This window comes from candidate division WOR-3 bacterium (assembly GCA_026418155.1).
Taxonomy (GTDB): domain Bacteria; phylum Hydrothermota; class Tepidihabitantia; order Tepidihabitantales; family CAIPLT01; genus JAOABV01.
Map to the genome: position 1 here is coordinate 1 of JAOABV010000023.1, position 24,280 is coordinate 24,280.

A 24,280-nucleotide genomic window follows, 5' to 3' on the forward strand; every position below is an offset into this window, starting at 1 on the left:
TGGGCAACCCAGGGGCTTGCCGAGAGGACCGCAGATTAGACCACCGAAAGGGTCAAGCAAACCACTCAAAACTTCAGCGCTTTTGAAAAATATGCCCTATATTTAGTGTCCCTGAATTTCCCTCAAACATTGACAATATTTCCCATATCCCTACCAAATTTTCGATTTTTTCCCAATTTATATACCACAAAAATACGATAACAGACCATTAAAAACAGAAAGCAAAGATGATACTCACCTTTAATTTATTAGAACCTCCATAAACCTTTCAATGTTTACGATATCCCTAACAAAGTATCGATTTTCTCCAAAAAATTTAGTATATCACCAAAACAAGATGACCGAACATTAAAACCGAGAGGAAGGAATCTGCTAACTTTTAATTCGCTAAAATATTTCAGATGACGCGATTGACTTTATCTTGCATTGTCTGTGGTTTATCAAACCGGTCATCAATTTTAATCGTGGTCAGAATGCGCTTCACACCCATTTTTCTTTGCTCTTCGTGAAGACGCAGAATTAGTTTAAGGATTTCCGATAAATCGCCTTCAATACATGTTCCCATAGGACCGACTTGAAACTTAAGCCCGCTTTCTTTAATCAGTGTAACCGATTTTCGAACATACTCACTGACACTTGGGTTTTGAGTTCCTATAGGCACAACACTAATATCAACTATTGCCATCTTTGCCTCCTTGGTGTATTGACTTAAATTGGTTTATTTTTGTTCTTTGCCGCAATGAGGACAGATTTTCTCATCTTTGCCCATTAGTTGCTGACAATGAGGACAATGGGTTAATGCTACCTTACACGGCTGACAGAATGGTGCATCTAATGGCTCATCACAATAAGGACAACGACATTCTTGGGAATTTATTTTTTTCACTTCTTCTCCGAAACCACTGATTTCTGTTTGGCAAGATAATTCTCAATTGCTTTATGGAGCGCATCTGCGCCTAAATTTGAGCAGTGCATCTTATTGGGTGGTAAACCACCGAGTTCTTCCGCAACGAGTTGATTAGTAATCTTGAGGGCTTCTTCAATCGTCTTTCCTTTTGCCATCTCTGATACCATACTTGAGACCGCAATGGCTGCGCCACAACCAAATGTTTTAAATTTAACATCAACTAATCGGTTATCTTTAACTTTAATATAAAAAGTCATCATATCACCACATACTGGATTACCAACTTCACCAACGCCATCAGCATCAGGAATCTCGCCCACATTACGAGGATTGCGAAAATGGTCCATTACTTTTTCTGAATACATATGCCAAAATCTATTCAGTATACATCAAAAGCAAGTCTCTCGTTTCTTGTTAATTTAGTAAGGGCGGTTAGCAATTGATACATATTGAGATTTATCTTTTACTCAAGTTCTAAAGAGAATTCCCGCAAATTAAACCAAAAGCCAGTTTTTTCAATGTAGTCGATTTCCGCCTGGATTAATTCATAATGGGCTTGCTCCATCTTTCTGAGTCGACGATACATTTCCTTGGCTTTAGGGTCAGTGCTTTTCTGCTCTTGCTCCCGATAAAACTTAATGGCATTATCTTCCAGTTCTAAAGCCGTGCGTAAAGCCAGCAATTGGTCTAAACCTTCAGAACCACGAATTCTTTTGGTCTTCTCCTTTATCTTGGGCACTAATTGCTCAATCTCGGATGAAGGGATTTTGACATTAATCCAACATTCTTTTTCCGCAACACTCATCTTCTGTTTTTCTAAAATTGTCATATGCTCAAATTCATCTGAGGCTAAGCGAATGAACATATTCTTTCCGCTTTCATCTTTGGTTTGATAGGCAAAGTTCAAATAAGTCTGTAGCCCTTGTTTTTCGGCTTCAAGCGCTGTTTCTAAGGCTTTTACGGCATCAGGTATTTTCATATCTTTTTAATCAGTGCATATTTTTGTTGAGATAATTTACGAATATGTTCTTTTTCTTGGTCAATAATTTTGCTCACAATATCTTGCTCTTCGGGTTTGACAAAATTTTTAATCTCGTGATAAAAAAGTAAGGTTTCTTTTTCAAATGCCAACGCATAGTCCAATAGTGCTTTTGGTGATTTCGCTCGTTTAAGAAAACTCAGCGCCTTGTCTTTACCTAAAAAGAATTTAGAATCAGTAATCGCTTTAAGATATAAGCCGACTTCTTCCCAATCAAAAGGAATTGTTGCCGGACCCCGTTTGACGATTGAAAACAGGTCGTTGAAGAATTTTTTATGTTTCTTTTCTTCTTGTGCCAACTGTGTGAAAAGCGATGCTAATGATTTGAGTCGAGTTGTCTTGGCAGCATCGGTATAGAAAGCAAATCCGGTTTCCTCAGTTTTTATTGCCATTTCAATAACTTCAACTGCAGAATAAAATATTTGCATATAAAAAGTTTAGCATAAGTTTAAGTGTTGTCAAGAAAAAAATGTTAAGAAAAGTGTATAGAGATACCAGCGGGCTTATGGCTGGTATTAAATCTTTTTTTGAGGTCTGTGCCGGATATGACAAACTGTATCCCATAGTACTTTGATTCGTATCGTAAGCGACATTAAGAAAGTTTGCTTGGTTAAAGCCGATTTTGTTTTTATCCCTATCTGTTTAATTTAAATATGAAAAGAATCTGGAAGTTGGCGATAAGAAGTTTTCAGTCTATCTTTGAAATTACCTAACTTTGAAATTACCTTGGTTATATATTGCAATGATGTCATTGCCAATGGCTCGATTAATATTAAAGCATATTATCTACGGCTTTTAGGAATTCATTTTACTGCTTACTTGAAGCAATTTTCTTAGTTCTTAATAATTGATAAGGGGGTAGATTTATATAGCGTCTTTTATACTTAAATATATATTTGAGATTGATTTTGATTAATTTCAAAACTTGTTTGAGGTATCCATTTTTAATTCTAATTAAACATCTTAAGACATTGCAGTATCGCTCATAGGCAGATAGCATTGAAGAAAATCTTTGACAAATGGATAATATTTGATTATAATATTATAATAACAGTTTACTAAACTCGCCAATGAGAAAAATATATTTTTTTTAATATTTGGAGGAAAATATGAATAAGAAAAGTAATGGTTTATTTGCCATTATTTTTGTTATTTTCTCAATAGGCAATCTTTGGGCTCAGATAGAAACACAAAGAGAATGGTTATTAAGGTATGCTCAGGAACAAAAAGAAAAATATCAACGAGAACGGGCAGAGGCGGAGTCGATTGCGAAAAGTTTGAACCTGCCAATATTAGATATAGATGAGTTGGGAAGAACTATTGAATTGCAGAGATTTGAGAATGGTCGACCGGTTTATTATATTACGGAAAATCTAAATGCGGCCAAGACAATATCAACTGATAAAGTCTGGCCTGGTGGCAGTGGTGGATTTTCTTTTACCGGCGCTTCAGAAATATTGGGAATTTGGGACGCTGGCAAAGTTCGAAATACACATCAAGAACTTACCGGAAGAGTAATATTAGGAGACGGCGCATCAACTCTAAGTAATCATGCAACGCATGTTGCCGGCACAATGATTGCATCGGGTGTTCAAGCCAATGCAAAAGGCATGTCCTATCAAGGTAGTTTACGTGCCTATGATTGGAATAATGACCAGAGTGAAATGGCAAGTGCGGCAGCAGATGGATTAAAAGTTTCTAATCATTCTTATGGAATCATTACTGGTTGGTATACGCCTAACGGCGTTTCGTGGCATTGGTATGGAGACCCTGCAGTAAACTCATCAGAAGATTACGAGTTTGGTTTTTATTCCGAGGAGGCAAGAAATTGGGATAATATTGCCCGTAAAGCACCTTACTATCTGATTGTTAAATCAGCCGGTAATGACCGATTAGAAGGACCTTCGTCACAACCCATAACCCATACCCATTCCGGTAGTGGAAGTTATAATTGTATCCATAATTTAGATGGTGCGCCTAATGGTTATGATTGTATAAGTCACGCAGGTGTTGCTAAAAATATATTAACTGTTGGCGCAGTTGATGATATTCCTAATGGCTATTCACAACCCAGTGATGTTGTAATGTCTTCTTTTAGTTGTTGGGGACCCACTGATGATGGAAGAATAAAACCTGATGTTGTTGCGAATGGAATTAACCTTTATTCTTGTATCTCAACTTCAGATAATACTTATAGTACCTATAGTGGAACTTCTATGTCCTCGCCAAATGCTTCTGGTTCAGTCGGTCTTTTATTGCAAGCCAGAAGAAGTTATTGGGGAAATAATCCATTAAGAGCATCAACTATAAAAGGATTAATCATCCACACGGCTGATGAAGCCGGTTCAAATCCTGGACCAGATTATGTGTTTGGTTGGGGCTTAATGAATACGCTTAAAGCAGTTCAGGTGATAAAAGCCGATTCTAATGCGGGCGGCAATTTTATGATAAGAGAATATACCTTAACTAATGGCGGACAAATTGAATTTCAAGTTCTCAGTAATGGAACACAACCTTTGCGTGTGACAATCTGTTGGACGGATACTGCTGGAACGCCACCTTCTCCTTCCTTAGACCCGCCAACCCCAATGCTTGTAAATGACCTTGATTTAAGAGTAATTAGCCCAACTAACACAACATATTATCCTTGGATTCTTGACCCCAATAATCCATCAGCACCAGCAACAACTGGTGACAATAGCCGAGATAATGTTGAGCAGGTTTATATTGCTTCACCAAGCGCTGGAGCATATACCATTAGAATTAATCATAAAGGAACTTTAGTTGCTGGACCGCAACCAGTATCAGTAATTGTGACCGGTATAATTAAAGCAATCAAAGACATTCAGGTTGTCGCTATTGAAAATCCTACAGGCACAATTGACTCAACCGAAACTCCGATTGTGCCAAGGGTAAGAGTAAAAAATAATAATTCATCCAATGAGACTTTTAATGTCACTTTCAAAATTGGTAGTATTTACATATCAACTCGTTCCAAAACACTAAATGCTGGACAGGAAGATACAATCCTTTTTGCACCTTGGACACCAGTTCGTGGCACATTCCAGACTCGCTGTTCAACTTATCTTGCAGGTGATTTGGTAAGTTTCAATGATACGCTTAACAGTTCAGTTACTGTTCAAGTAAAAAATATTGGTGTGACTGCTATCGAAAATCCTGTTGGAACTATTGATTCCACAGGACCAATTACACCCCGAGCAAGAGTGAAGAATTATGGCACAAATCCAGAAAGTTTTAATGTCACAATGAGAATTGGCAGTTATACTCATACTCGGACTAAAATCCTAAATCCTAATGCTGAAGACACTGTGAACTTTACATCTTGGACACCAGTTCGTGGCACACACCAAGTTAAATGTAGCACTTATCTTACTAATGATGTGCAAAAGTCTAATGATACACTTGCAAATTCGGTTACAGTTCAAGTCAAAGATGTTGGCGTTATCCAGATTATCACACCCAGTGGCACAATGGATTCATCACCACCAATCATACCACAAGTGCGAGTGAAGAATTATGGCACTAATCAGGCAACTTTTGATGTTAATTTGAAGATTGGTACAACTTATAATCAGACTCGGTCAAAAACCTTAAATCCTGGAATTGAAGATACAGTCGGATTTCCCAGTTGGCAACCAATTCGTGGCACTTTTATCACTCGTTGTAGTGTTGGACTCTTAAATGATGCCGTTAAAAGTAATGATACATTGTCTAAGTCCGTTAGAGTTCAAATCAAAGATATTCAAGTCATTGCGATTGAAAGTCCGATGGGCACGGTTGATTCGACCAGTACTCCTGTGGTGCCAAGAATAAGAGTTAAGAATAATGGTTCTGAGACGGAAGTATTTAATGCGACATTCAAAATCGGAACTATTTATAATAATACGCGCTCAAAATCTTTGGCTTCAGGAGTTGAAGACACTGTTAATTTTACTCAATGGGTTCCGATGCGCGGAACTTATTCAATTCGTTGTAGCGTCTATTTGGCTGGAGATATGAATAATAGTAATGATACTCTTTCAGGTCAAGTTTTGGTGCGTGTGCGCAATGTCGGTATTGTCTCAATTACTGCGCCACCTGAAACTATCTTTCGAGATTACTTAGCGCCCAAAGCCAGCGTGAAGAATTACGGCACTAAACCTGAAACTTTTTATGTCTATTGTAAAATTTTGGATAGTCTGAAAACACAAGTTTATCTTGATTCTTCTTATGTAAGTAATCTCAATGTTAATGCTACAAGCACCCGAACCTTTAAGAAGTTCTATTTCCGCACAGGTAGTTATGAAGTCAGATGCTCAACTGCTTTATACAATGATGCAAATCTGTTAAATGATGTAAAGTCTAAAATTATTACAGTCAAATATCAACCACCTTGGGTCTTAAAAGAAAGCGTTCCACAGGGACCAAGTGGCAAGGCAGTCAAAGGTGGTGGTGCATTAGTTGCTGGCGAACAAGACAAAATTTATGCTCTTAAAGGAAATAATACCCGCGAATTTTATGTCTATTTCGTTGACCAAGATTCTTGGGCATTGTTGGAATCAATGCCGTTTGATACCCTCTCAAGAAAAAAAGTAAACAAAGGCGCTACATTAGCCTACAACAAACATGCTAACCCAGATATCATATATGCCACTAAAGGCAATAACACCTTAGAATTCTGGGCTTATAATGTCGAATTAGACACCTGGATTCAAAAGCCCTATGTTCCGGTCACATATCCGGAAAAAAAGGTTAAGGGCGGTGCGGCAATGGTCTACTTAAAACGTGGACAATACCAATATATTTATTTTCTCAAAGGCAATAAGACGCTTGAATTCTATGCTTATCATTGTGACGCTGATACTTGGATAAGAAGTTTAACCCAACCACCACCAGGACCGAATATTAAACCATTCCGAGATGGTAGTTGTATGACAGTCGGTAAGAACAATAAAATCTATGCACTCAAAGGCGGTGCTAATATTAATGAATTTTACCGATACGACCCAACCGCTAATGCTTGGGAAACATTACCTGTGTTACCAATCTATAGTAGTTTAACTGACAAAAATACCAAAGTTAAAGATGGCGCTGCACTCTGTTATGATGGGGATAGTCTGATTTACGCTTTCAAAGGTGGCAATCGGCAAGAATTTTGGGTATTTAATATTAACCAGAACCGATGGCAGGAATTAGATACAGTGCCAAGAGCAATCGGTCGCAAAAAAATCAGTAGCGGTGCTGGTTTAGCCTTTGCGGATGATAAAGTCTTTGCCCTTAAAGGAAATAAAACCAGAGAATTCTGGTCATTTAACCCTGTTCTTTCTGACTTATTTATGACAACAAATTATTCAGATATTAGCCAAACTTACTCAACTTTACAAGAAAGAGTCGTAGAAACTAAAATCGTTAACGATATTAGAATTAAACCCAATCTCTTTAACAAACACTCAAAAATTGAATTTAACTTATCGCAACCCAGTCTTGTGAAACTCGCTCTTTATAATAGTTTAGGCCAACTGTTAACTGTGATTGCTAATGAAGAATTTCCTATTGGTAGTTATTCAATACCACTCAGCAAAAATGGTTTAAGTGCTGGTATCTATTTCTTGAAATGTGAGATTAGTCAGCCAGATGCGTCTGAGAAAATGATAAAGAGAATAAAATTAATTATTCAGTAAATATTGAAAGGTAACAATATGCACAAACTCACCATATTTTTAATGCTCTTGTTTAATACTGTCTTGATACTAACTGCAGAGACATCTCAAAATCAGATGCGGATTCCGACAGATAAATGTGGAACCGCTGAAGTTTTAGAATCATTTCGCCAAGGAGTGAAATTTAGTCGACCAACTTCCGGTCCCAAATATGTCTATTCAAGCCATTTTATTGTTCATTTTGAGACGACTGGAACGCACATAACAACTCGGGCTTATGCGGAATCAGTTGCCAAATATGCTGAGTATTGTTGGGCAAAACAAGTCGATACCTTAAAATGGGCCGCACCACCACCGGACAATGCTGGACCGGACAATCGCTATGACCTCTATATTAGAAGTCTATCTGCAGGTGTGTTAGGAACAACTTATGCGGAATCTCCTTATTCAACACCCTATCCTAATGGCTATACCAGTTATATTTTTATTGACAATGACATCAATTCCTGGGCATCTTGGGATGCGCTACGTGCAACCGTATCGCATGAGTTTAATCACGCTTCCCAGTTCCGCTATAGTGTTGCTGAAGGTATTTGGTGGTATGAAAATACTGCGACTTGGATTGAAGATGTCTGTTATGATGAAATCAACGATTATATAAATTATCTCTACTATTCAACTCCCAATCCGCTTGATAGTCCTTATCTGGCGATTAATAGTAGTTCCGGTCTATATTGGTATGCGGGCGCAATTTGGGCAATGTTTTTACAAGAGTTTTATAATGATAGTTGCCCGCGATTCTGTTGGGAACGAATGGGAACTGTGTCTGGTGCTAATACCCTTTCTGGAATAAATGATATCCTTGTTTCTAAGTTCGCTTCTAATTTATCTACGGCCTTAACCAAATATGCAATTTGGCGATATTTTACTGGCGACCGGGCAGACCCGATTTACCATTTCTCAGAATCTGACCTCTGGCCTACATCAGAATTACTCCAAACCCACAATTCTTATCCGGCTTCTGGCAATCAATCAACGCAAAATCCTAACGGACCAGGCGGAACTAATTTTATTAGATTCAATCCCGGCTCTAATGCCTTAAGTATCACTTTTGATGGTCAGGATAACTACAATTGGTCAGCAACTGCAATCGGTTATCGGGTGCCATCACAATCAATCGAACAAGAAATCTCTCTTGATGCTAATGCGTATGGTACAACCAATATTTCTTGGAGCGGGAATAGTCATATTGCTTTAATACCAGTTGTAACCCATTGGACCAGTACAGCCAACAATCTTACTCATACTTATTCGGCTACAGAAATACCAAACATTAAAGATGTTGGCGTGACGGCAATTGTAAATCCTATTGGTTCAGTCGACTCCTCGGCTTTTTTAACTCCAATTGTTCGAGTTAAAAATAATGGCACTAACACCGAAACTTTTCAAGCAACATTCAGAATTATCGGCACTACCTACAACAGTTCTCGCTCCAAAACATTATTACCTGGACAGATTGATACAATCAATTTTGTGCCTTGGCAACCAATTTCCGGCACTTATCAAAGTCGTTGTTCCCTCTATCTTTTTGGTGACCAGAATAAATCTAATGATACGCTTAGTGCTTCATTTACAGTTCAAGTTAACGGTTGGTTTAGTAAAAATAGCATTTTATCAGGCACAAACAATAAAAATGTTAAAGCCGGTGGTGCAATAACTGCCGGTGTCGGTGGAAAAATTTATGCACTTAAAGGTAATAATACGCGTGAATTCTATGTCTATTATATTAATGGCGACTCTTGGTCAAAAAGAGAAACTATCCCAGATGACCCGGTCAATCGTAAACGAGTGAATAAAGGCGCAGCATTAGTATATAATAAACACACAGAACCTGATATGATTTATGCAACCAAAGGTAATAACACCTTAGAATTCTTAGTTTATAATGTCACAGCAAACTCCTGGACTTTCAAACCGTCAGTGCCAGTAAAATTAGGAAATGAGAAAAAAGTAAAAGGTGGTGCCTGTCTTGCTTTTGTAAAACGAGGTCCTAACCATTATGTCTATCTCTTGAAAGGAAATAATACAAATGAGTTCTATGCTTATCATTGTAATGCCGATACTTGGATTAAAACTTTAAGACCAGCACCAGAAGGACCAGACCTTAAACTATTTAGGGATGGCTCTTGTATGACTGTAGGAGCCAATGAACGATTGTATGTACTTAAAGGCGGTGCCAAATACAATGAGTTCTATTTTTATGAAACATCAGCCGACACTTGGGGAAAATTGGAAAGTTTACCCCGGTATAGCCCATTAACCAAAAAGAGTTCTAAAATCAAAGATGGTGCTGCACTCTGTTATAACGGTGATAGTCTGATTTATGCGTTCAAAGGTGGCAATCGGCAAGAATTCTGGCAATACAATATTAATCGAAATCGATGGACTGAATTAGAAACAATTCCCCGAAGTCTTAGTGGCAAGAAAGTTGGAAGTGGTGGAAGTTTAGCATTTGCCGACGGAAAAGTCTTTGCGCTCAAAGGAAATAACACCCGAGAATTTTGGGTTTATATACCTGGACAATCAAATCTATCTGCTGATAATAAAATTTTAGAGTCATATGCTATCTCCACTTTGCAAACAAAACCAACTGGCACACAAGCAGATAACTATATTAATATCTTTCCCAATCCATTTACAAAACAGACCAAAATCAAACTTAACTTGTCCGAGCCCAACAATGTGAAAATAAATCTTTACAATAGTATTGGACAACAAATCTTATTAATAGTTGATAAAAAATATCCTTCTGGTTCATATACAATTCCATTTAATTCACAAGAACTTGCTTCAGGTATATATCATTTGCGATGTGAAATCGGACAAAGAACCCAAACTATAAAAATGATTATTAATTAAGTAGGTCCGACCTGCTCTGATTGAAAGCCATAAGGGGCTAGGGTAGGGCTAGCCCAAGCCAGACCATTTCCCAACATATCGCATATAGTATTTTACCATATAAGCGGTATATGTGGTCGCCTACCAGTTAGCATAAATCGTGTAGTAAAATGTCTTGAAGTTTGTATCTCAATCTGTGAAAAACAGATATTGTTTTATGGCTTACCCAAATGTGTGTTTACTTATTTATAAGACCGCCTTTGAAATAACTTAAAACGGAATCTGACCGAAAATCTAATACCAGTTCAGATAGCAATCTTATTAGAACGCTTTGCTCTACAATGGGTTATAAGTTGGATAAGAAACTTTTAAAAGCAACATTTAAGCAGGTCCGACCTGCTATTATCATTTAACCTTGAACTTTTGAACATTTGACATTTATTGACATTAGAGTTGCGGCCTGCTATTATTTCTGCTTTTATTTTATTACCACTAATCTTTCAATTATTCTTTTATTATCTGCCTCTAAAGATAGAAAATAGACGCCTGAGCAAAGTGTTTTTGTGTTGAGAGTTAATGAGTAGTTGCCAGGTTTCTTTTCTTCATCAACTAAAGTTTTAACTAATCTGCCTGAAATATCATAAAGTTGAAGTGAAACTTTTGTCGGTGCGGTTAGCGAGTAGCGAATTGTGGTCTGTGTCCTACAAGGGTTAGGAAAAATAAATAATTTTGGTATGGGTGTTTGTACCGCGGTTTTAGAAGTTTCGGGTTCTTCTATATTTATGGCAGAAGCGATTGGCTGAAGTCTCATATATACCACATCATAAACTTGTGGATTAAAACTTACCTCATGCGACCAGACTAAATCAACACCATTTCGTGTTACCGGATGAGATAATCTAGGATAGCCGGACCAATTTGGGTCATTAGTTAAATTCATAATAGGCGACCACTCAACGCCGTTGAACGTCCGATAGTAAATATCATCAGTATACCCAGGTAATCTTTCCTGCCATGCGACATAAAGATTACCAAAAGAGTCACAGGCAATGTCAGCATACCATGCGGAAGTCATCGGAGTTTCTGAGATGTTTATAGGATAACTCCAACCACCGGTATCCGTGTAACACAAATAAAAAATATCATCCTGTGTTGCGTTAGGCAATCTATGAGATAATATACAGTGAATGCGGTTTTTAGTATCAACGCGTAAAACTGCTGCACCCTCGCCGTTGAGTTGCCAAGCTAAATAATAAGGTGGATACCAATTAACATTATCATACTTCTTATAAAATTCCTGATACCCTGCTATTAATTCATCGTAAGATAAATGTAAATAATCCAAAGTATCAATCCCTAAACAAGGCCCGCCTGTTTCATATGGGGAATTTGTAACATTATATGGGATTGTTAAACTAGTATCGGTCAATACACTATACCAGATTTCGGGTTGTTGAAAATTATCAGGCGGTGCATCCCAAACCAAACGGATACAATTTAATGAATCAACTACTGCAGAAGAATAATTTGTTGCATTTGTAGTAGTATTTTGATATGTCAACCGTGTAGGAATGGTCCAACCTGTGGTATCTTTTTTGCAATGAAAGAGTTCGTAAACCCCGGCACCATCTGGAACATACTGTTTCCAGAAACAATGAGGCACATTTTGATTATCAATCACCAAGCACGGCGCAGCCGATAGTGCGCGTCCAGTGCGGCTGATATTTTCTTCAAGGGACCAAGTATTACCATTATCGGTAGAATAACGATAATAAATTTCCGATGAATCGGCATAGGGAAGGCCAATCTTTTTTGAATAAACAAAGTGAATTCTATGCAACTTATCACGAGCAATGATAGTATTACCCCAACTACCGCTAGCTCCGCCATAATAATACATTCTTCCAATTACTCGTGCTGAATCTGGATATGAAAATAAAAGCGTTATTAAGATTATTGACATAAATATACAGGGAGAAGGGAATTGAACCCTTCTCCCTGAGTTTTTAGTTTAACGCACTATTGATATGCGTCTATTAGTTATTTTATTTTCTACTGCAAGATTGACGATGTAGATACCACTTGGAACTTCTCTGCCATAATCGTCTTTGCCGTCCCAAATAAACCTTTGATTTCCTTTAAAAATTAGTCCGTTCTGAAGTGTCCTCACTAATCTGCCTGAACTGCTATAAATCTTTAATGAAACTTTTGTCTGTAATGGTAGCGTTAATGGTAGCGTAAACGATATTGACGAAGATATCTTGAATATCGATGGATTTACCTCAAGATTAAACGGATTCTGAAAACAACCTATATTACCACCAGATTGACTTCCACTATTTGATGGTTGGTATTCAAAAACATAGACTTCCGAAATTATCGCAAACTCGCCATCAATTTTTGAAACAGTAAGGTAAAGCTCTCCATCTGTATATAATTCATTAGGTATCGTATAAAAGATTATTTCTGGTTCATTGGGAACTTCTTTTGAATTTAGAATAGGATTATTATCAAGTAGAAATGTTTGAAATATTGTTCCTGCTGTTGATGGTTTTGATAAAACAATACCAATGTCATACTCTTTGTCAGGATTTAAGCCACTAATATGATAGATGATTTGATTATTGCCTATATCAGCGCATTTAGTTGAACTGTCTCCCCACACAATATAACCTGCACGGTCAACAACAAATTCTGAAGGTTCAACCAATCCAATATCAAAATCATATTTTGGAGATAAGAATTTCACATATTCAGAATGGTCACTTTCATTTTCCGCTAAGTCAAGGGCTGTTATATAGTATAGGTAATAACCCGGCCCAACATTATCTTTATATATAGGTTGAGATATTATGGTTTCATTAATTCTTACAAATGGGCGTCCATTAGTGCTACGATAGATATTATAACCAAGTAAATCAGGTTCATTGTTAGGTTCCCAAGCAAATACCAGTGTCCACCTTGGTTCATTTTGATTAGGGTCTTCAACATATTCCATTTTCAAACCACGAGGTATTGCTGGCACTGTGATATCATTCTGCTTATACCAGAGCTTTGGTGCGCCCACATTACCGCCATCTCGCCAGTCAGAAAATATCACATGTCTGCCTTGTACATCAGCAACGATTTTAGGATATTCGGAATTATGAATTGCATTCGTAAGTCGGGTAAGTGATCCCCAAGTAATACCAAAGTCAGGAGAGTTAATATAATAGATTTCAGATTCAATAAACTGTGGCATTTCACCTTCTCGATAAACCCAATTGCTTGAGAATACAATATGAACACCTTGATGGTCAACTGCAATATCTGGATGCTCGCCCATTGCTAAAAATATTGGTTCTGACCAGGTTCTGCCATTATCAGGAGAACGAGCATACCAAATTTGTGCTGAATTACCTTCGCCTTCCTGCCAAACGCAATGCACTGAGGGTAACCAAGAATATGCTGCCACTGCTGGATATAGTGATGGTTTATTAGTATAAGATATTCTATAACCAACAGAACCATATGTCCATTCACTACCGTCAACTGAGCTATTATAATAAATCTCGTATTCATGAGGACTGGTACGGCAGTATTTCGACCACACCAGATGTAATAATTGGCATTCTTCACCACCTTGAACGATTATGCTTTTTGCTATATCTGGGTATCTTGATAGACCATTAGTCACAGTGATTCTTTGCGCGCCATCTATACGCCCGGGCATAGGAAAATATGACCACCAATTATCGCCATTGCCAGATTTCTTAAAAAATATTTCGTCAATCGGAGGTGAAGATTGAATTCCGTCATGCCAGAATGCGTAAAATGCATCTGGCGCTTTCAATAGTGCTGGACATCCGCTACTATAACCTAATCTAGTCCAGATATAAGGCCAAGTAATACCGCAGTCATTTGAGATTACCATTTCAATTATTCCGAACAATCCTATGACTTTATTACTATGTGATATTATCGCTGAATATGAATGACAAGGTGTAGGTTGAACGCCACCCCAGGCTTGGTCAATTGGATATATGTTCCAAGTGAGACCACCTTCAGAAGAACGAACATATCTGGGAGAGTCGCATTCAGAATTTTCAGCACCACCATTTGTCGCAATATGAATAAAGCCATTGTTCACATCTAATGAGTGAACCCATTGGCCGTCCTTATGAGGTATTGGAATAAATGTATCATTACGCCATCCCGGTGGATTATTATGGGTAGTTGTTATAAATATTAAACTTAATATAAATCCATTAATGATACTTTTCATCGACATCTGCTCATGCCCTAAAATCTATTCAGGAACATAGAATTTATAGGACACATTTTATTTACATTTATTTAACTCTTCTAATCTACCTCTCGGGTTTCCTGTCACCCAAGAGGCATTATTAACTCGCATTTGTTTCTCCTGAAGGGTTTAATAGAAAGCGATTATATTTCGGAAAATAATATTCATTAGGAGATAAGATAAGATAAGATAAGATAAAAACCCAACTCTATTCGTATATCTCATAAATAAAGTTTAATAAAAATTCCGATTCTGTCAATAGTGAGTTTTGGGATATGAAGTTCTGTTTCTAACTGAAATTTATTTTATAAACGAAAAGGTAGAATTAAATCGGTTCTAAGGTTAATAGTTTCTCGTCTTTTTCTACAGTCTGACCAACTTTAACATACACTGCAGAAACTTTTGCTTTGATTGGACTTTTGATCTCGTTCTGCATCTTCATTGCTTCTAAAATTAAAAGTCCATCATCAATTTCTACCATATCTCCAGATTTTACCTCCAATTTAATTACCAAACCCGACATTGGCGCAGTAACCAAAATTTCCTTTTGTGGCCTAATAGTTTCTTCAGTCTCAGGTATAGTTGAGACTATCGAAGCGTTTAATGGTGTTTTAAATATGCTGACTTTATATTGATTGCCATCTTTAGTCAATCGCAAATCATATTCTTTACCATCAATAATTAATGCTACCATTTGCCCGAACTTATCAAATTTCGGCTGCACATCAAGCTGTTCATCATCAACAAATGCCTTAAATTTGCCGTGTATTTCTTTAATCTCAATCTCAAAAGTCTTATCATCAACCACTATCTTCATGTCAAAAATCAAAAATTAAAATGTAAAAATACATATAAAATATCAAAATCGTTTATCTTTTAAGACTACATTTTATCATTTTCTTTTGCCAATCTTGGCGAAGAGGCTTTCGTATGTCAAGTCTGTCAATGTCTTAAGATTCTTTCGTTACTACTATCCTCAAAATAATAGATAGAAGTTTTATCATTTTGATATTTGCTATTTGATTCTTGATATATCATTTATCTTAATGCTTCTCTTCTGGCAGTTGATTTCCATTGGGATACGATTTCTCTTTTGCTGTATTGACTATAGGATTGAGCATATTTGGAGTTATGCGAAAGATATTGGTGTAAAGCAATTGCGATTGCTGAAACCTTTTTTTCTTCCATACTACTTACTGAAGTTATATTAACTTCTGGTTCTAATTTTTCCGGTTCGGTTTTGCCTTGTAAGAAACTGACTGCGATTTGGGGAAATAAGGCATAGGTTATTAAATCTTCTTCTTCAGAACCTTTTCGTAATATGCCAAGTTTTTCCGCTTCAGCCTTTCTTTCGGGTAATTCGGGTTTAAGTAAATCTGCAGGCCGACAAGTAATAGGTTTCTCATCTCCAATAATTTTATCCAGCAAATCTTTTTTAATTGGTGCTGGTGGTCGTCCATAATATCCCAGACAATAGTCTTTCACTTCTTTGCTTATTCGGGCATACCGCTCACCAGAAAGCACATTCAACACGGCCTGGATTCCAACAATCTGACTGGTTGGTGTCACTAATGGCGGATAACCTAAATCTTCTCTTACGCGCGGAGTTTCTTTTAATACTTCTTGATATTTATCTAAAGCATTTTGCTCTTTAAGTTGCGAATGTAAATTAGAAAGCATTCCTCCAGGTATCTGGTGAACTGCAACAGTCGTATCGGTCATTTCTGCAATCGGGCTAATAAAATTTTTGTATTTCTTTTTAATTTCTAAAAAATAATAGCCGATTTCAATGAGTTTTTCTAAATCCAGTCCCGTATCTCGTGGTGTGTCTTTAAGACTAACAACCATATTCTCGCATGCTGGTTGCGAACTACCGCCAGCGAAGACAGAAATTGCAGTATCAATAATATCAACTCCAGCATTAATTGCAGAAAAATAACTAATTGGTCCCATTCCACTTGTGCAATGGGTGTGTAAATCTACAGGTATTTTTAGTTTTTGTTTTAATGCTTTAACTAAATCATATGCTGACTGGGGTGAAATCAGACCTGCCATATCTTTAATACAACAATAATCACATCCTAATTCTTCTAATTGCTGAGCAAACTCAACGAATTTATCAATTGTGTGCACTGGACTGGTAGTATAAGAAATCGTTCCTTGTACTTCAGCACCAATATCTTTTGCGATCTTAATCGCTTTCTCCATATTTCTGATGTCATTGAGCGCATCAAAGATACGGAAAATATCAATGCCGTTCTTTTTCGCCAGTTTGATAAATTTATCCAAAACATCATCTGGATAATTGCGATAACCAACAATATTCTGCCCTCGTAAAAGCATTAATAGTTTTGTCTTCGGTAGATGTTCTCTTAATAGCCGTAGTCTTTGCCAAGGGTCTTCGGCTAAATATCGAATACAGACATCAAAAGTTGCGCCACCCCATACTTCCATTGCAAAAAAGCCAATCTTATCCATCTTATCACAAATTGGCAACATATCTTCGGTTCTTAATCGGGTTGCCATTAGAGATTGATGGGCATCACGAAAAGTCGTATCAATTATTTTAACAGGATTCATTGTAAAGTATAAGTTTGGTATTAATTTTGATGTTTGATTTTTAATATTTAATATTACTATGCAAGTGGCTCGATTAAGAACAATGCTTGTCCATATTCTACTGCTTCACCATCTTTAACTAAGATGTCAATAATCTTACATTTTTTTTCGGCTTCAATCTCATTCATCAGTTTCATGGCTTCAATGACACATAGCGTTTCACCGACATCAACAATATCACCTTTATTAACATAAGGCGGTGCATCCGGTCGGGGACGGCTATAAAAAGTTCCGACCATTGGTGATTTGATTTCTTCATAATTCACACTCACTGTAGTCTGTTCTGGTTGTGTTGTCTGGGAAGTTGGCGTAACATAACCTTGTGGTTTAGTTTCTGGCAGGAATGGAGTCTGCGCAATTACTGGTGTGCTTGTCGATTTTTTTATCTTGACTTTGTTACCGGCAAATTCCCATTCCAATTCGGCAATATTGTGCTTGCTGTATAATTCTAATAATTCTTTTAATATATCTAATCCTTCTTTATCTTCTTTTCTCATATCCTGTTCCTCACTTTGTTCAACTTCTACAAATTGCGATGGGCTTTCCCGCTGCTCAAAATATTTCAGCGCTACTTCAGGAAACAGAGCATAAGTAATATAATCTTCTTCTTTTTTGACATACTTTTTATCAAGTTCGTTTTTTACTTTATTTAACACTGGTTCTAATAAATCTGCTGGTCTTTTACTGATCGGTTTTTCATTACCAAGAATTTTTTTGCGGATAGCTTCCTTAATTGGGGCAGGCGGTCTGCCATATAGACCGCGGACATAATTCTTTATCTCTTCAGGAATTATTTTGTATCTTTCACCGGCTAAGACATTAAATACTGCTTGAACTCCGACAATTTGGCTGGTTGGCGTAACTAAGGGCGGATAGCCTAAATCTGCTCTTACTCTGGGCACTTCGGCTAAAACTTCTCCTAATCGGTCAACCGCATTCTGTTCTTTAAGTTGGGCTTGGAGATTTGAGGCCATACCACCGGGAATCTGGTGAATCAAAACCATTTCGTCAATAACCTTATCGATTTTAAAATTTCGTTTTTGTCGAATCGTCTCAAAATATTCTGAGATTTCAGCAATTGTAGTTAAAGAAAGTTTCGGGTTGTAAGGTGTATTCGCCAGCATGGCAATAATCGTTTCTACTGCTGGTTGTGAAGTTGCAAAGGAGAGAGGACCATGCGCAGTGTCAATAATATCAACACCGGCTTCAATTGCTTTTAGGTAACTTGCAACTACCATTCCGCTTGATGAATGAGAATGGAGTTGCACTGGTAATTTAATCTCTGCTTTTAATCTTTTGACCAATTCAAAAGCAGCATCTGGAGCAATAATGCCTGCCATATCTTTAATACAGATACTATCAACACCCAAATTCAATTGTTCTTTAGCACATTTTAGATAATAGTCAATCGTATGTACCGGACTTATCGTATAACATAAAGTTCCCTGGGCATGTTTTTTATACTTCTTAACAAATTTTATTGCTGATTCTAAATTGCGTACATCATTTAAGGCATCAAAAATCCGATAGATGTCAATTCCACGCTCAGCCGATTTTTCAATAAATGCTTCTAATAAATCATCCGGATAATTACGATAGCCGACAATATTTTGACCGCGCAAAAGCATCTGGAGTTTAGTATTTTTTACTTCTTTCCGAATCATTGAGAGTCGTTCCCAAGGGTCTTCGCGTAAATACCTGATACTAACATCAAAAGTCGCGCCACCCCACATCTCTAAAGACCAATAGCCAACTTTATCTAACTTTTGCAGAATTGGAACCATCTCTTCAGTCTTCATTCTAGTCGCCCATAATGACTGATGTGCGTCGCGAAGAGTCGTGTCAGTAATTTTTATAGGTTTTGGTTTTAATATTGCCATAAGCGCTGTCTCAGTAATTTTATCAGTTTTGCTTTTATGTTATCATCATAGCCTTTATTTCAATTAGTCATCTCTTTAAGTTTATTAATCATAAACTTTTATACTGGTCTTAATTTAATGTTGTTATAATGTCCCTTAAGTTTATCAATAATGATTTCCGGTTTTATTACTTGATTTAATCTTGTCATAATATTCCTTAAGTTTATCAATAATCGTTTCCAGTCTCATTAGTCGTGAGCCTTTAATAAGTATTTTATCGGTAATATTAAGAATGTCAACCAATTTCTGAGTCGCTTCTGTAAGGTCTCGACAGATATAAATTTGTTGAGGCCTCCCTTTTTTTTGGGCCGATTCTCCGATATATTTTGCCCCTTCGCCAACAGTTAATAAAATATCAACACCTTCAGGAATTTGACTACCAACCCACCTATGAAGTTCGATACTCTTTTCGCCCAATTCTAACATATCAGATAAGACGACGATTTTCTTACCTTGTTTTTTTGTAAAATTAGCAAAGGTATTTATGGCAGATAGCACTGACTGAGGATTAGCATTAAAGGCATCGTTATAAATCGTGATACCGTTGATTTCAATCTTTTCCATCCGCATCCGAGACGGCGAAAAGTCGGCAAGATTTGCAATAATCTCGTCAAACTCGCGACCAATCGTTCTGGCAATACTTATTGCTCCAAGCGCATTATAAATATTATATCTACCAGGCACATTTAACTTAACCCAATATTTACTATTCAAGAGAAATTCCGTGCCATTTTCATAATGGTCAACAATCTTATCCGCAAAAATGTCGGCTGGTTTATCAATTCCAAAAGTATATAACGCCTTAAACTTAAAATTGGGCACGATATGCATTAACATCGGGTCATCAGCATTGACTATTGCTACGCCCGAGTCAGTAACGGCTTCTAACAATTCTGATTTTTCTTTCAGCACACCTTCTCGGGTATGCAAAAATTCCAGATGCGTATCACCAATATTAGTGATAACACCAATTTGGGGCTGACTAATCTCACACAGTCTTTTAATGCCACCTAAGATATTCATCTCCATTTCTAAGATCAATACTTCAGTATCTTTTGTTAATTGTAACACAGTTAATGGCACACCGATATCATTATTAAAACTTTCTGGCGCCTTCACAATCTTATATTTTCTATTCAGAATATGTGCAGTCATATCTTTTGTAGTTGTTTTGCCATTACTTCCGGTTATCGCGATGACGATAGGAGAGAATTTTTGCCGATAATAAGATGCAATATCTCCTAATGCTTGGATTGTATTCTCAACTTCAATAATATTGACTTGGTTTGAACTATCAAATTGCAACTGTTTGTTAAGGAATTGTTTATTGTCGATTACAACTCCACAAGCCCCTTTTTCTAAACTCTGAGTAATAAAATTATGTCCGTCATAAGTCTTTCCTTTAATTGCTACAAATAAATCATTAGGCAAAATCTTTCTGCTATCAATTGAGATATTTTTGACTAAATAATCTCTATCACCCTGAATTAATCTCCCTTTGGTTGCCTTTATAATCTCATCAATTGTAATTGGTTCCATACATTTTGCTATTTGCTATCTGCCGTATCCTAATAAATAAACATTGCATCGCCAAAACTATAGAATCGAAACTTATGTTCGATGGCGTATTGATAAGCATTAAAGATAAATTCTTTATTAGCAAAGGCACAGACCAGCATCAAAAGGGTTGATTTCGGGAGATGAAAATTTGTTATCATCGCATCAACGATCTTATATTTATAGCCGGGATAAATATATAAATCAGTAAAACCTTTATGCGCCTTTACTTGAAAAACATTATCTTTGCTCACAAATGCTTGTGATTCTAAACTGCGAACCACGGTTGTACCAACTGCGATAATCCTTCGACCTTCTCTTTTACCTTTATTAATAACCTCCGCAGTCTTTTCTGAAATCTCAAATTCTTCTCGATGCATCTTATGTTCTTCTACTAATTCAACTTTTACTGGTCGAAAAGTTCCTAATCCACAATGTAAGGTTAATTTTGCGATCTCAATTCCCTTGGCTCGAATATCGGACAAAAGTTCCTCGGTAAAATGCAAACCCGCAGTTGGCGCCGCAATTGCACCTTCTTTTTCTGCATAAATCGTCTGATAACGATTAATATCTTTGGGTTTAGATTTGATATATGGTGGTAAAGCAATCTCGCCTTGACGTTGCAAAAGTTCTTTGACATCAGTTTCATAAAATTCCACTATTCTTATACCTGTATCTCTTCTTTCCAATACCTTAGCATAAGCACTATTAAAAATCACTTCTACTCCTGGCTTTAATAATTTTGCTGGTCTTGCCAGCACCTCCCATTTATTCGGTTCGATTTCTCTTAAAAGTAATAATTCTACTATTTGCTCATTCATTTGTCTTGTAATTTTTCCGTAAATTCGTGCCGGGATAACTTTTGTGTCGTTTATGACTAAAATGTCGTTAGGATAAAGAAAATCAATAAGTTGTCTAAAAATACTTTCTCTAATCTCGCCGGTTTTACGATTCAAAATCAAAAGCCTTGACTCATCTCTCTTATCCTGAGGACTTTGAGCAATGAGTTCTTTGGGCAAATCATAATCAAACTCTGCGACGCGCATAATTATAGACTAATCAAAAAAAACCGTGCGTCAAGATTAAATAATAAGATACCAATTAAAACAGGGTAAAGTTGTCTAATGTCAAATTCAAACTAAATTCAGTAATTTCGAGGACAAAAAATTGATTTTTATAGAAATCTGTACTTATGTGCTACTTGACTTTTTGAACACTCCTTGTATTATTTAGATTATGAAACTCTTAATATTTGGCAAACCAACTTGTGAAATCTGTCACAAGGTTAAAAATAAATTAGAATATTTTTCGAAAAAAGAATTTCCGATTCCTATCGAATATTTCGATGTAGAGTCTGTTGATGGTATGGCACAAAGTGCGTTTTGGGGTATCAATGAAATTCCGACAGTAATTCTTTTAAAGGATAAGACTGAAATTAAAAGGTGGGAACAATCCGCACCGTTATTTTCTGAACTAAAAACATTATTAAACAACGAATCACGCTAAAAGTATCTCTTACCTAAAAATAGATGAAAATTTTAGGATTTATTGAAACTTCACTTGTTGATTGGGAAAGAAAGGTCTGTTCAGTAATCTTTGTTGGCGGATGTAATCTTAAGTGTCCGTTTTGCCAAAACTATTCTTTGGTAAAAGAATCCAAGGACTTAAAAGTCTGGTCATGGCAAGAAATCAAAGATAAATTAATATCGAAAAAGAACTGGTTGGATGGTGTGGTCATCAGTGGTGGTGAACCGACAATACATCCAGAAATTTTTGGACTATTGATAAAAATAAAACAACTTGGTTTTCCAACTAAAATCGACACTAACGGTACTTTTCCTTATGTACTAAAAGAATTAATTGAATTAGGTTTAATCGATTATATCGCAATGGATGTCAAAACCGCATTAGATGAGCGTTATTATCGTGCTTGTGGCCGAAGCATAGAACTTTGTTTAATAAAACGAACCGTTAAATTACTCAAAGAAAGTAATATTGATTATGAATTTAGAACTACTTTAGTTCCTAAATTAGTTACAGCAGAAGAATTGATTGCCATTGCTCGTGAAATTGCTCCTGCCAAATCATATGTATTACAGCAATTTGTGCCTCAGAATGCTCGGCAAGTGAAATTCAGAAATATTAAGCCCTATAGTAAGAGCGACGCTTTAGAATTTCAGCGTATGCTTAAGTTGTACCTTAACAATGTATCCATAAGAGGTTTTTGAGGTAAGGAATCTAATTTAATATGTCATTCATTGTATCGGTCTATTTCCTGTTATTCAATACGCTCATCAATAATTTTTATCCAATGAACTGACCAGATTACCCAATAAGCACCAATAGGAGATTCGAATAAGTTTTAGAGATTTTAACTGTCACCTAAAATGAGTCGTCTCAGATTTTCTCCGTCTGCTTTATTTTTATTACTTTCTGTATTATTGATTTATTTGCAAGCATAAGCCGCGCAAAGTAAATACCTGGACTCAATTCTTCGTCTTTATTATCTCTACCATTCCAATGAACTGAATAATTGTCTGCTGGTTTAGTTTCAGACACTAAAGTTTTAATTAATCTTCCATTAATGTCATAAATTTGTAATGAAACTTTATCCTGAACCGGTAGCGAGTAGCAGATAGCAGTGAGTGTCTTAAAGGGATTAGACATCGGTGTTCTTAAAGTCAACGGATAGCATCTTTTTGTTGTCTTTTGTTCTTCTATTTCAGTAGTAGAAAACGGAATAGGAATATGAAGCATCACAATCGGATTTCGTTGCTCTACCTTGTTGATTAACCACGAATTCAGCAATTGAATCAATCATAAAAGTAACATATAAAGTATCATTAGCAACGCCGGCTGCACATGGAAATCTTTTGGAAGTTGAATCAGGTATTGTTACTCTTCGGACAACGGGCCAGGTCAAGTCATTATCTCGGGATTCAGCCCTCCAAATATCAGCACGATTATAACCGGTCGTTGGCTCGATATTGGGAATAGAATCAAATTCTTCTCATACTGCATATAGATATCCAGTTGGAGATTGTTGAACAATTGTAGGACAATACGCCCAAATATAACTTTGACCGCCTCCAGCAATAACGGTGTCTGTATTAGCATGTCTCACCAGACTCCAAATTGGATTATTAGTTGAACAATAATGCCGGATTTCGGCTGGTAAAACAACTGGTAATGTATCGTAAAGTACCGGATTCACTGCGTCAGCAATGTGTAAATTATCACTATTATCAAACATAGCGTATAATGATGTCGTATGATAAGACGGTTGAGCCGGTGGAGAAATTCCTTGAAATGCTGGTGGAAACGGCATTAAAATCGGTGTCTGCCAAATTAAACCGCAATCAGTTGATATGATATAATAAGCGGAATCCACTGGTG

19 protein-coding genes are annotated in these 24,280 nt (G+C 36.7%); 4 read left to right on the top strand and 15 right to left on the bottom strand.

Annotated features, from left to right (window positions below):
* Nucleotides 1-397 precede the first annotated feature (397 nt).
* The 5 genes from N2201_04120 to N2201_04140 form a co-directional block, all read right to left on the bottom strand.
* Nucleotides 398-685 carry an MTH1187 family thiamine-binding protein gene (locus N2201_04120; protein ID MCX7785398.1) on the bottom strand — a complete coding sequence of 96 codons (288 nt, stop codon included), beginning with the start codon at nucleotides 683-685 and terminating at the stop codon, nucleotides 398-400.
* A 33-nt stretch (nucleotides 686-718) separates the two neighbouring features.
* The gene (locus tag N2201_04125; GenBank protein ID MCX7785399.1) at nucleotides 719-886 is read right to left on the bottom strand and encodes a hypothetical protein; all 168 of its coding nucleotides are present in this window, start codon (nucleotides 884-886) and stop codon (nucleotides 719-721) included.
* Entirely contained in the window at nucleotides 883-1,272 is a 390-nt protein-coding gene (gene nifU, locus N2201_04130; GenBank protein MCX7785400.1) for a Fe-S cluster assembly scaffold protein NifU, read from the bottom strand. The genes N2201_04125 and nifU overlap by 4 nt, the downstream gene beginning before the upstream one ends.
* 98 nt (nucleotides 1,273-1,370) lie before the next feature.
* Nucleotides 1,371-1,886 (bottom strand): ferritin family protein, encoded by a 516-nt coding sequence (locus tag N2201_04135; GenBank protein ID MCX7785401.1) that lies wholly within the window; start codon nucleotides 1,884-1,886, stop codon nucleotides 1,371-1,373.
* The gene (locus tag N2201_04140) at nucleotides 1,883-2,374 is read right to left on the bottom strand and encodes a ferritin family protein (GenBank protein MCX7785402.1); all 492 of its coding nucleotides are present in this window, start codon (nucleotides 2,372-2,374) and stop codon (nucleotides 1,883-1,885) included. The genes N2201_04135 and N2201_04140 overlap by 4 nt, the downstream gene beginning before the upstream one ends.
* 681 nt (nucleotides 2,375-3,055) lie before the next feature.
* Between N2201_04140 and N2201_04145 the strand changes: the two genes are divergently transcribed.
* Nucleotides 3,056-7,627, top strand: coding sequence for a S8 family serine peptidase (locus N2201_04145; GenBank protein MCX7785403.1), 4,572 nt, complete (start codon nucleotides 3,056-3,058; stop codon nucleotides 7,625-7,627).
* 42 nt (nucleotides 7,628-7,669) lie between these two features.
* Nucleotides 7,670-10,525, top strand: coding sequence for a T9SS type A sorting domain-containing protein (locus N2201_04150; protein MCX7785404.1), 2,856 nt, complete (start codon nucleotides 7,670-7,672; stop codon nucleotides 10,523-10,525).
* Between the two features lie 457 nt (nucleotides 10,526-10,982).
* On the opposite strand, the gene N2201_04155 is transcribed toward N2201_04150, so the two are convergent.
* The 7 genes from N2201_04155 to queA form a co-directional block, all read right to left on the bottom strand.
* Nucleotides 10,983-12,467, bottom strand: coding sequence for a T9SS type A sorting domain-containing protein (locus tag N2201_04155; GenBank protein MCX7785405.1), 1,485 nt, complete (start codon nucleotides 12,465-12,467; stop codon nucleotides 10,983-10,985).
* 48 nt (nucleotides 12,468-12,515) lie between these two features.
* The gene (locus tag N2201_04160; GenBank protein MCX7785406.1) at nucleotides 12,516-14,768 is read right to left on the bottom strand and encodes a hypothetical protein; all 2,253 of its coding nucleotides are present in this window, start codon (nucleotides 14,766-14,768) and stop codon (nucleotides 12,516-12,518) included.
* A 346-nt stretch (nucleotides 14,769-15,114) separates the two neighbouring features.
* Nucleotides 15,115-15,606 carry a biotin/lipoyl-binding protein gene (locus tag N2201_04165; protein MCX7785407.1) on the bottom strand — a complete coding sequence of 164 codons (492 nt, stop codon included), beginning with the start codon at nucleotides 15,604-15,606 and terminating at the stop codon, nucleotides 15,115-15,117.
* 221 nt (nucleotides 15,607-15,827) lie between these two features.
* On the bottom strand, nucleotides 15,828-17,369 hold the full coding sequence (locus tag N2201_04170) for a pyruvate/oxaloacetate carboxyltransferase (protein ID MCX7785408.1): 1,542 nt from the start codon (nucleotides 17,367-17,369) through the stop codon (nucleotides 15,828-15,830).
* A gap of 56 nt (nucleotides 17,370-17,425) precedes the next feature.
* Complete coding sequence (gene accB / locus N2201_04175) at nucleotides 17,426-19,288, bottom strand: acetyl-CoA carboxylase biotin carboxyl carrier protein (GenBank protein ID MCX7785409.1); 1,863 nt, start codon at nucleotides 19,286-19,288, stop codon at nucleotides 17,426-17,428.
* Between the two features lie 144 nt (nucleotides 19,289-19,432).
* On the bottom strand, nucleotides 19,433-20,866 hold the full coding sequence (locus N2201_04180) for a UDP-N-acetylmuramoyl-tripeptide--D-alanyl-D-alanine ligase (GenBank protein ID MCX7785410.1): 1,434 nt from the start codon (nucleotides 20,864-20,866) through the stop codon (nucleotides 19,433-19,435).
* 29 nt (nucleotides 20,867-20,895) lie between these two features.
* Entirely contained in the window at nucleotides 20,896-21,930 is a 1,035-nt protein-coding gene (gene queA, locus N2201_04185; protein ID MCX7785411.1) for a tRNA preQ1(34) S-adenosylmethionine ribosyltransferase-isomerase QueA, read from the bottom strand.
* 190 nt (nucleotides 21,931-22,120) lie between these two features.
* On the opposite strand from queA, the gene N2201_04190 reads away from it, so the two are divergent.
* Nucleotides 22,121-22,390: a thioredoxin family protein gene (locus N2201_04190; protein ID MCX7785412.1), complete on the top strand. Its 270-nt coding sequence runs from the start codon at nucleotides 22,121-22,123 to the stop codon at nucleotides 22,388-22,390.
* Between the two features lie 23 nt (nucleotides 22,391-22,413).
* The gene (locus N2201_04195; protein ID MCX7785413.1) at nucleotides 22,414-23,112 is read left to right on the top strand and encodes an anaerobic ribonucleoside-triphosphate reductase activating protein; all 699 of its coding nucleotides are present in this window, start codon (nucleotides 22,414-22,416) and stop codon (nucleotides 23,110-23,112) included.
* A gap of 169 nt (nucleotides 23,113-23,281) precedes the next feature.
* Here the strand turns inward: N2201_04195 and N2201_04200 are convergent, their stop codons facing one another.
* The 3 genes from N2201_04200 to N2201_04210 all read right to left on the bottom strand — a co-directional run.
* Complete coding sequence (locus N2201_04200; protein MCX7785414.1) at nucleotides 23,282-23,641, bottom strand: T9SS type A sorting domain-containing protein; 360 nt, start codon at nucleotides 23,639-23,641, stop codon at nucleotides 23,282-23,284.
* Nucleotides 23,607-23,807, bottom strand: a complete 201-nt coding sequence (locus N2201_04205; protein ID MCX7785415.1) for a hypothetical protein — start codon at nucleotides 23,805-23,807, stop codon at nucleotides 23,607-23,609. Before N2201_04205 ends, N2201_04200 begins: the two co-directional genes overlap by 35 nt.
* Nucleotides 23,808-23,894: 87 nt before the next feature.
* On the bottom strand, nucleotides 23,895-24,280 hold a 386-nt coding region (locus tag N2201_04210; GenBank protein ID MCX7785416.1), incomplete at its 5' end, for a hypothetical protein.

Excerpts from the sequence above, each read along its gene's own strand:
- N2201_04120 (MCX7785398.1), bottom strand. The coding sequence starts at position 685 with ATGGCAATAGTTGATATTAGTGTTGTGCCTATAGGAACTCAAAACCCA.
- nifU (MCX7785400.1), bottom strand. The coding sequence starts at position 1,272 with ATGTATTCAGAAAAAGTAATGGACCATTTTCGCAATCCTCGTAATGTG.
- N2201_04135 (MCX7785401.1), bottom strand. The coding sequence starts at position 1,886 with ATGAAAATACCTGATGCCGTAAAAGCCTTAGAAACAGCGCTTGAAGCC.
- N2201_04140 (MCX7785402.1), bottom strand. The coding sequence starts at position 2,374 with ATGCAAATATTTTATTCTGCAGTTGAAGTTATTGAAATGGCAATAAAA.
- N2201_04145 (MCX7785403.1), top strand. The coding sequence starts at position 3,056 with ATGAATAAGAAAAGTAATGGTTTATTTGCCATTATTTTTGTTATTTTC.
- N2201_04150 (MCX7785404.1), top strand. The coding sequence starts at position 7,670 with ATGCTCTTGTTTAATACTGTCTTGATACTAACTGCAGAGACATCTCAA.
- N2201_04155 (MCX7785405.1), bottom strand. The coding sequence starts at position 12,467 with ATGTCAATAATCTTAATAACGCTTTTATTTTCATATCCAGATTCAGCA.
- N2201_04160 (MCX7785406.1), bottom strand. The coding sequence starts at position 14,768 with ATGAAAAGTATCATTAATGGATTTATATTAAGTTTAATATTTATAACA.
- N2201_04165 (MCX7785407.1), bottom strand. The coding sequence starts at position 15,606 with ATGAAGATAGTGGTTGATGATAAGACTTTTGAGATTGAGATTAAAGAA.
- N2201_04170 (MCX7785408.1), bottom strand. The coding sequence starts at position 17,369 with ATGAATCCTGTTAAAATAATTGATACGACTTTTCGTGATGCCCATCAA.
- accB (MCX7785409.1), bottom strand. The coding sequence starts at position 19,288 with ATGGCAATATTAAAACCAAAACCTATAAAAATTACTGACACGACTCTT.
- N2201_04180 (MCX7785410.1), bottom strand. The coding sequence starts at position 20,866 with ATGGAACCAATTACAATTGATGAGATTATAAAGGCAACCAAAGGGAGA.
- queA (MCX7785411.1), bottom strand. The coding sequence starts at position 21,930 with ATGCGCGTCGCAGAGTTTGATTATGATTTGCCCAAAGAACTCATTGCT.
- N2201_04190 (MCX7785412.1), top strand. The coding sequence starts at position 22,121 with ATGAAACTCTTAATATTTGGCAAACCAACTTGTGAAATCTGTCACAAG.
- N2201_04195 (MCX7785413.1), top strand. The coding sequence starts at position 22,414 with ATGAAAATTTTAGGATTTATTGAAACTTCACTTGTTGATTGGGAAAGA.
- N2201_04200 (MCX7785414.1), bottom strand. The coding sequence starts at position 23,641 with ATGCTTCATATTCCTATTCCGTTTTCTACTACTGAAATAGAAGAACAA.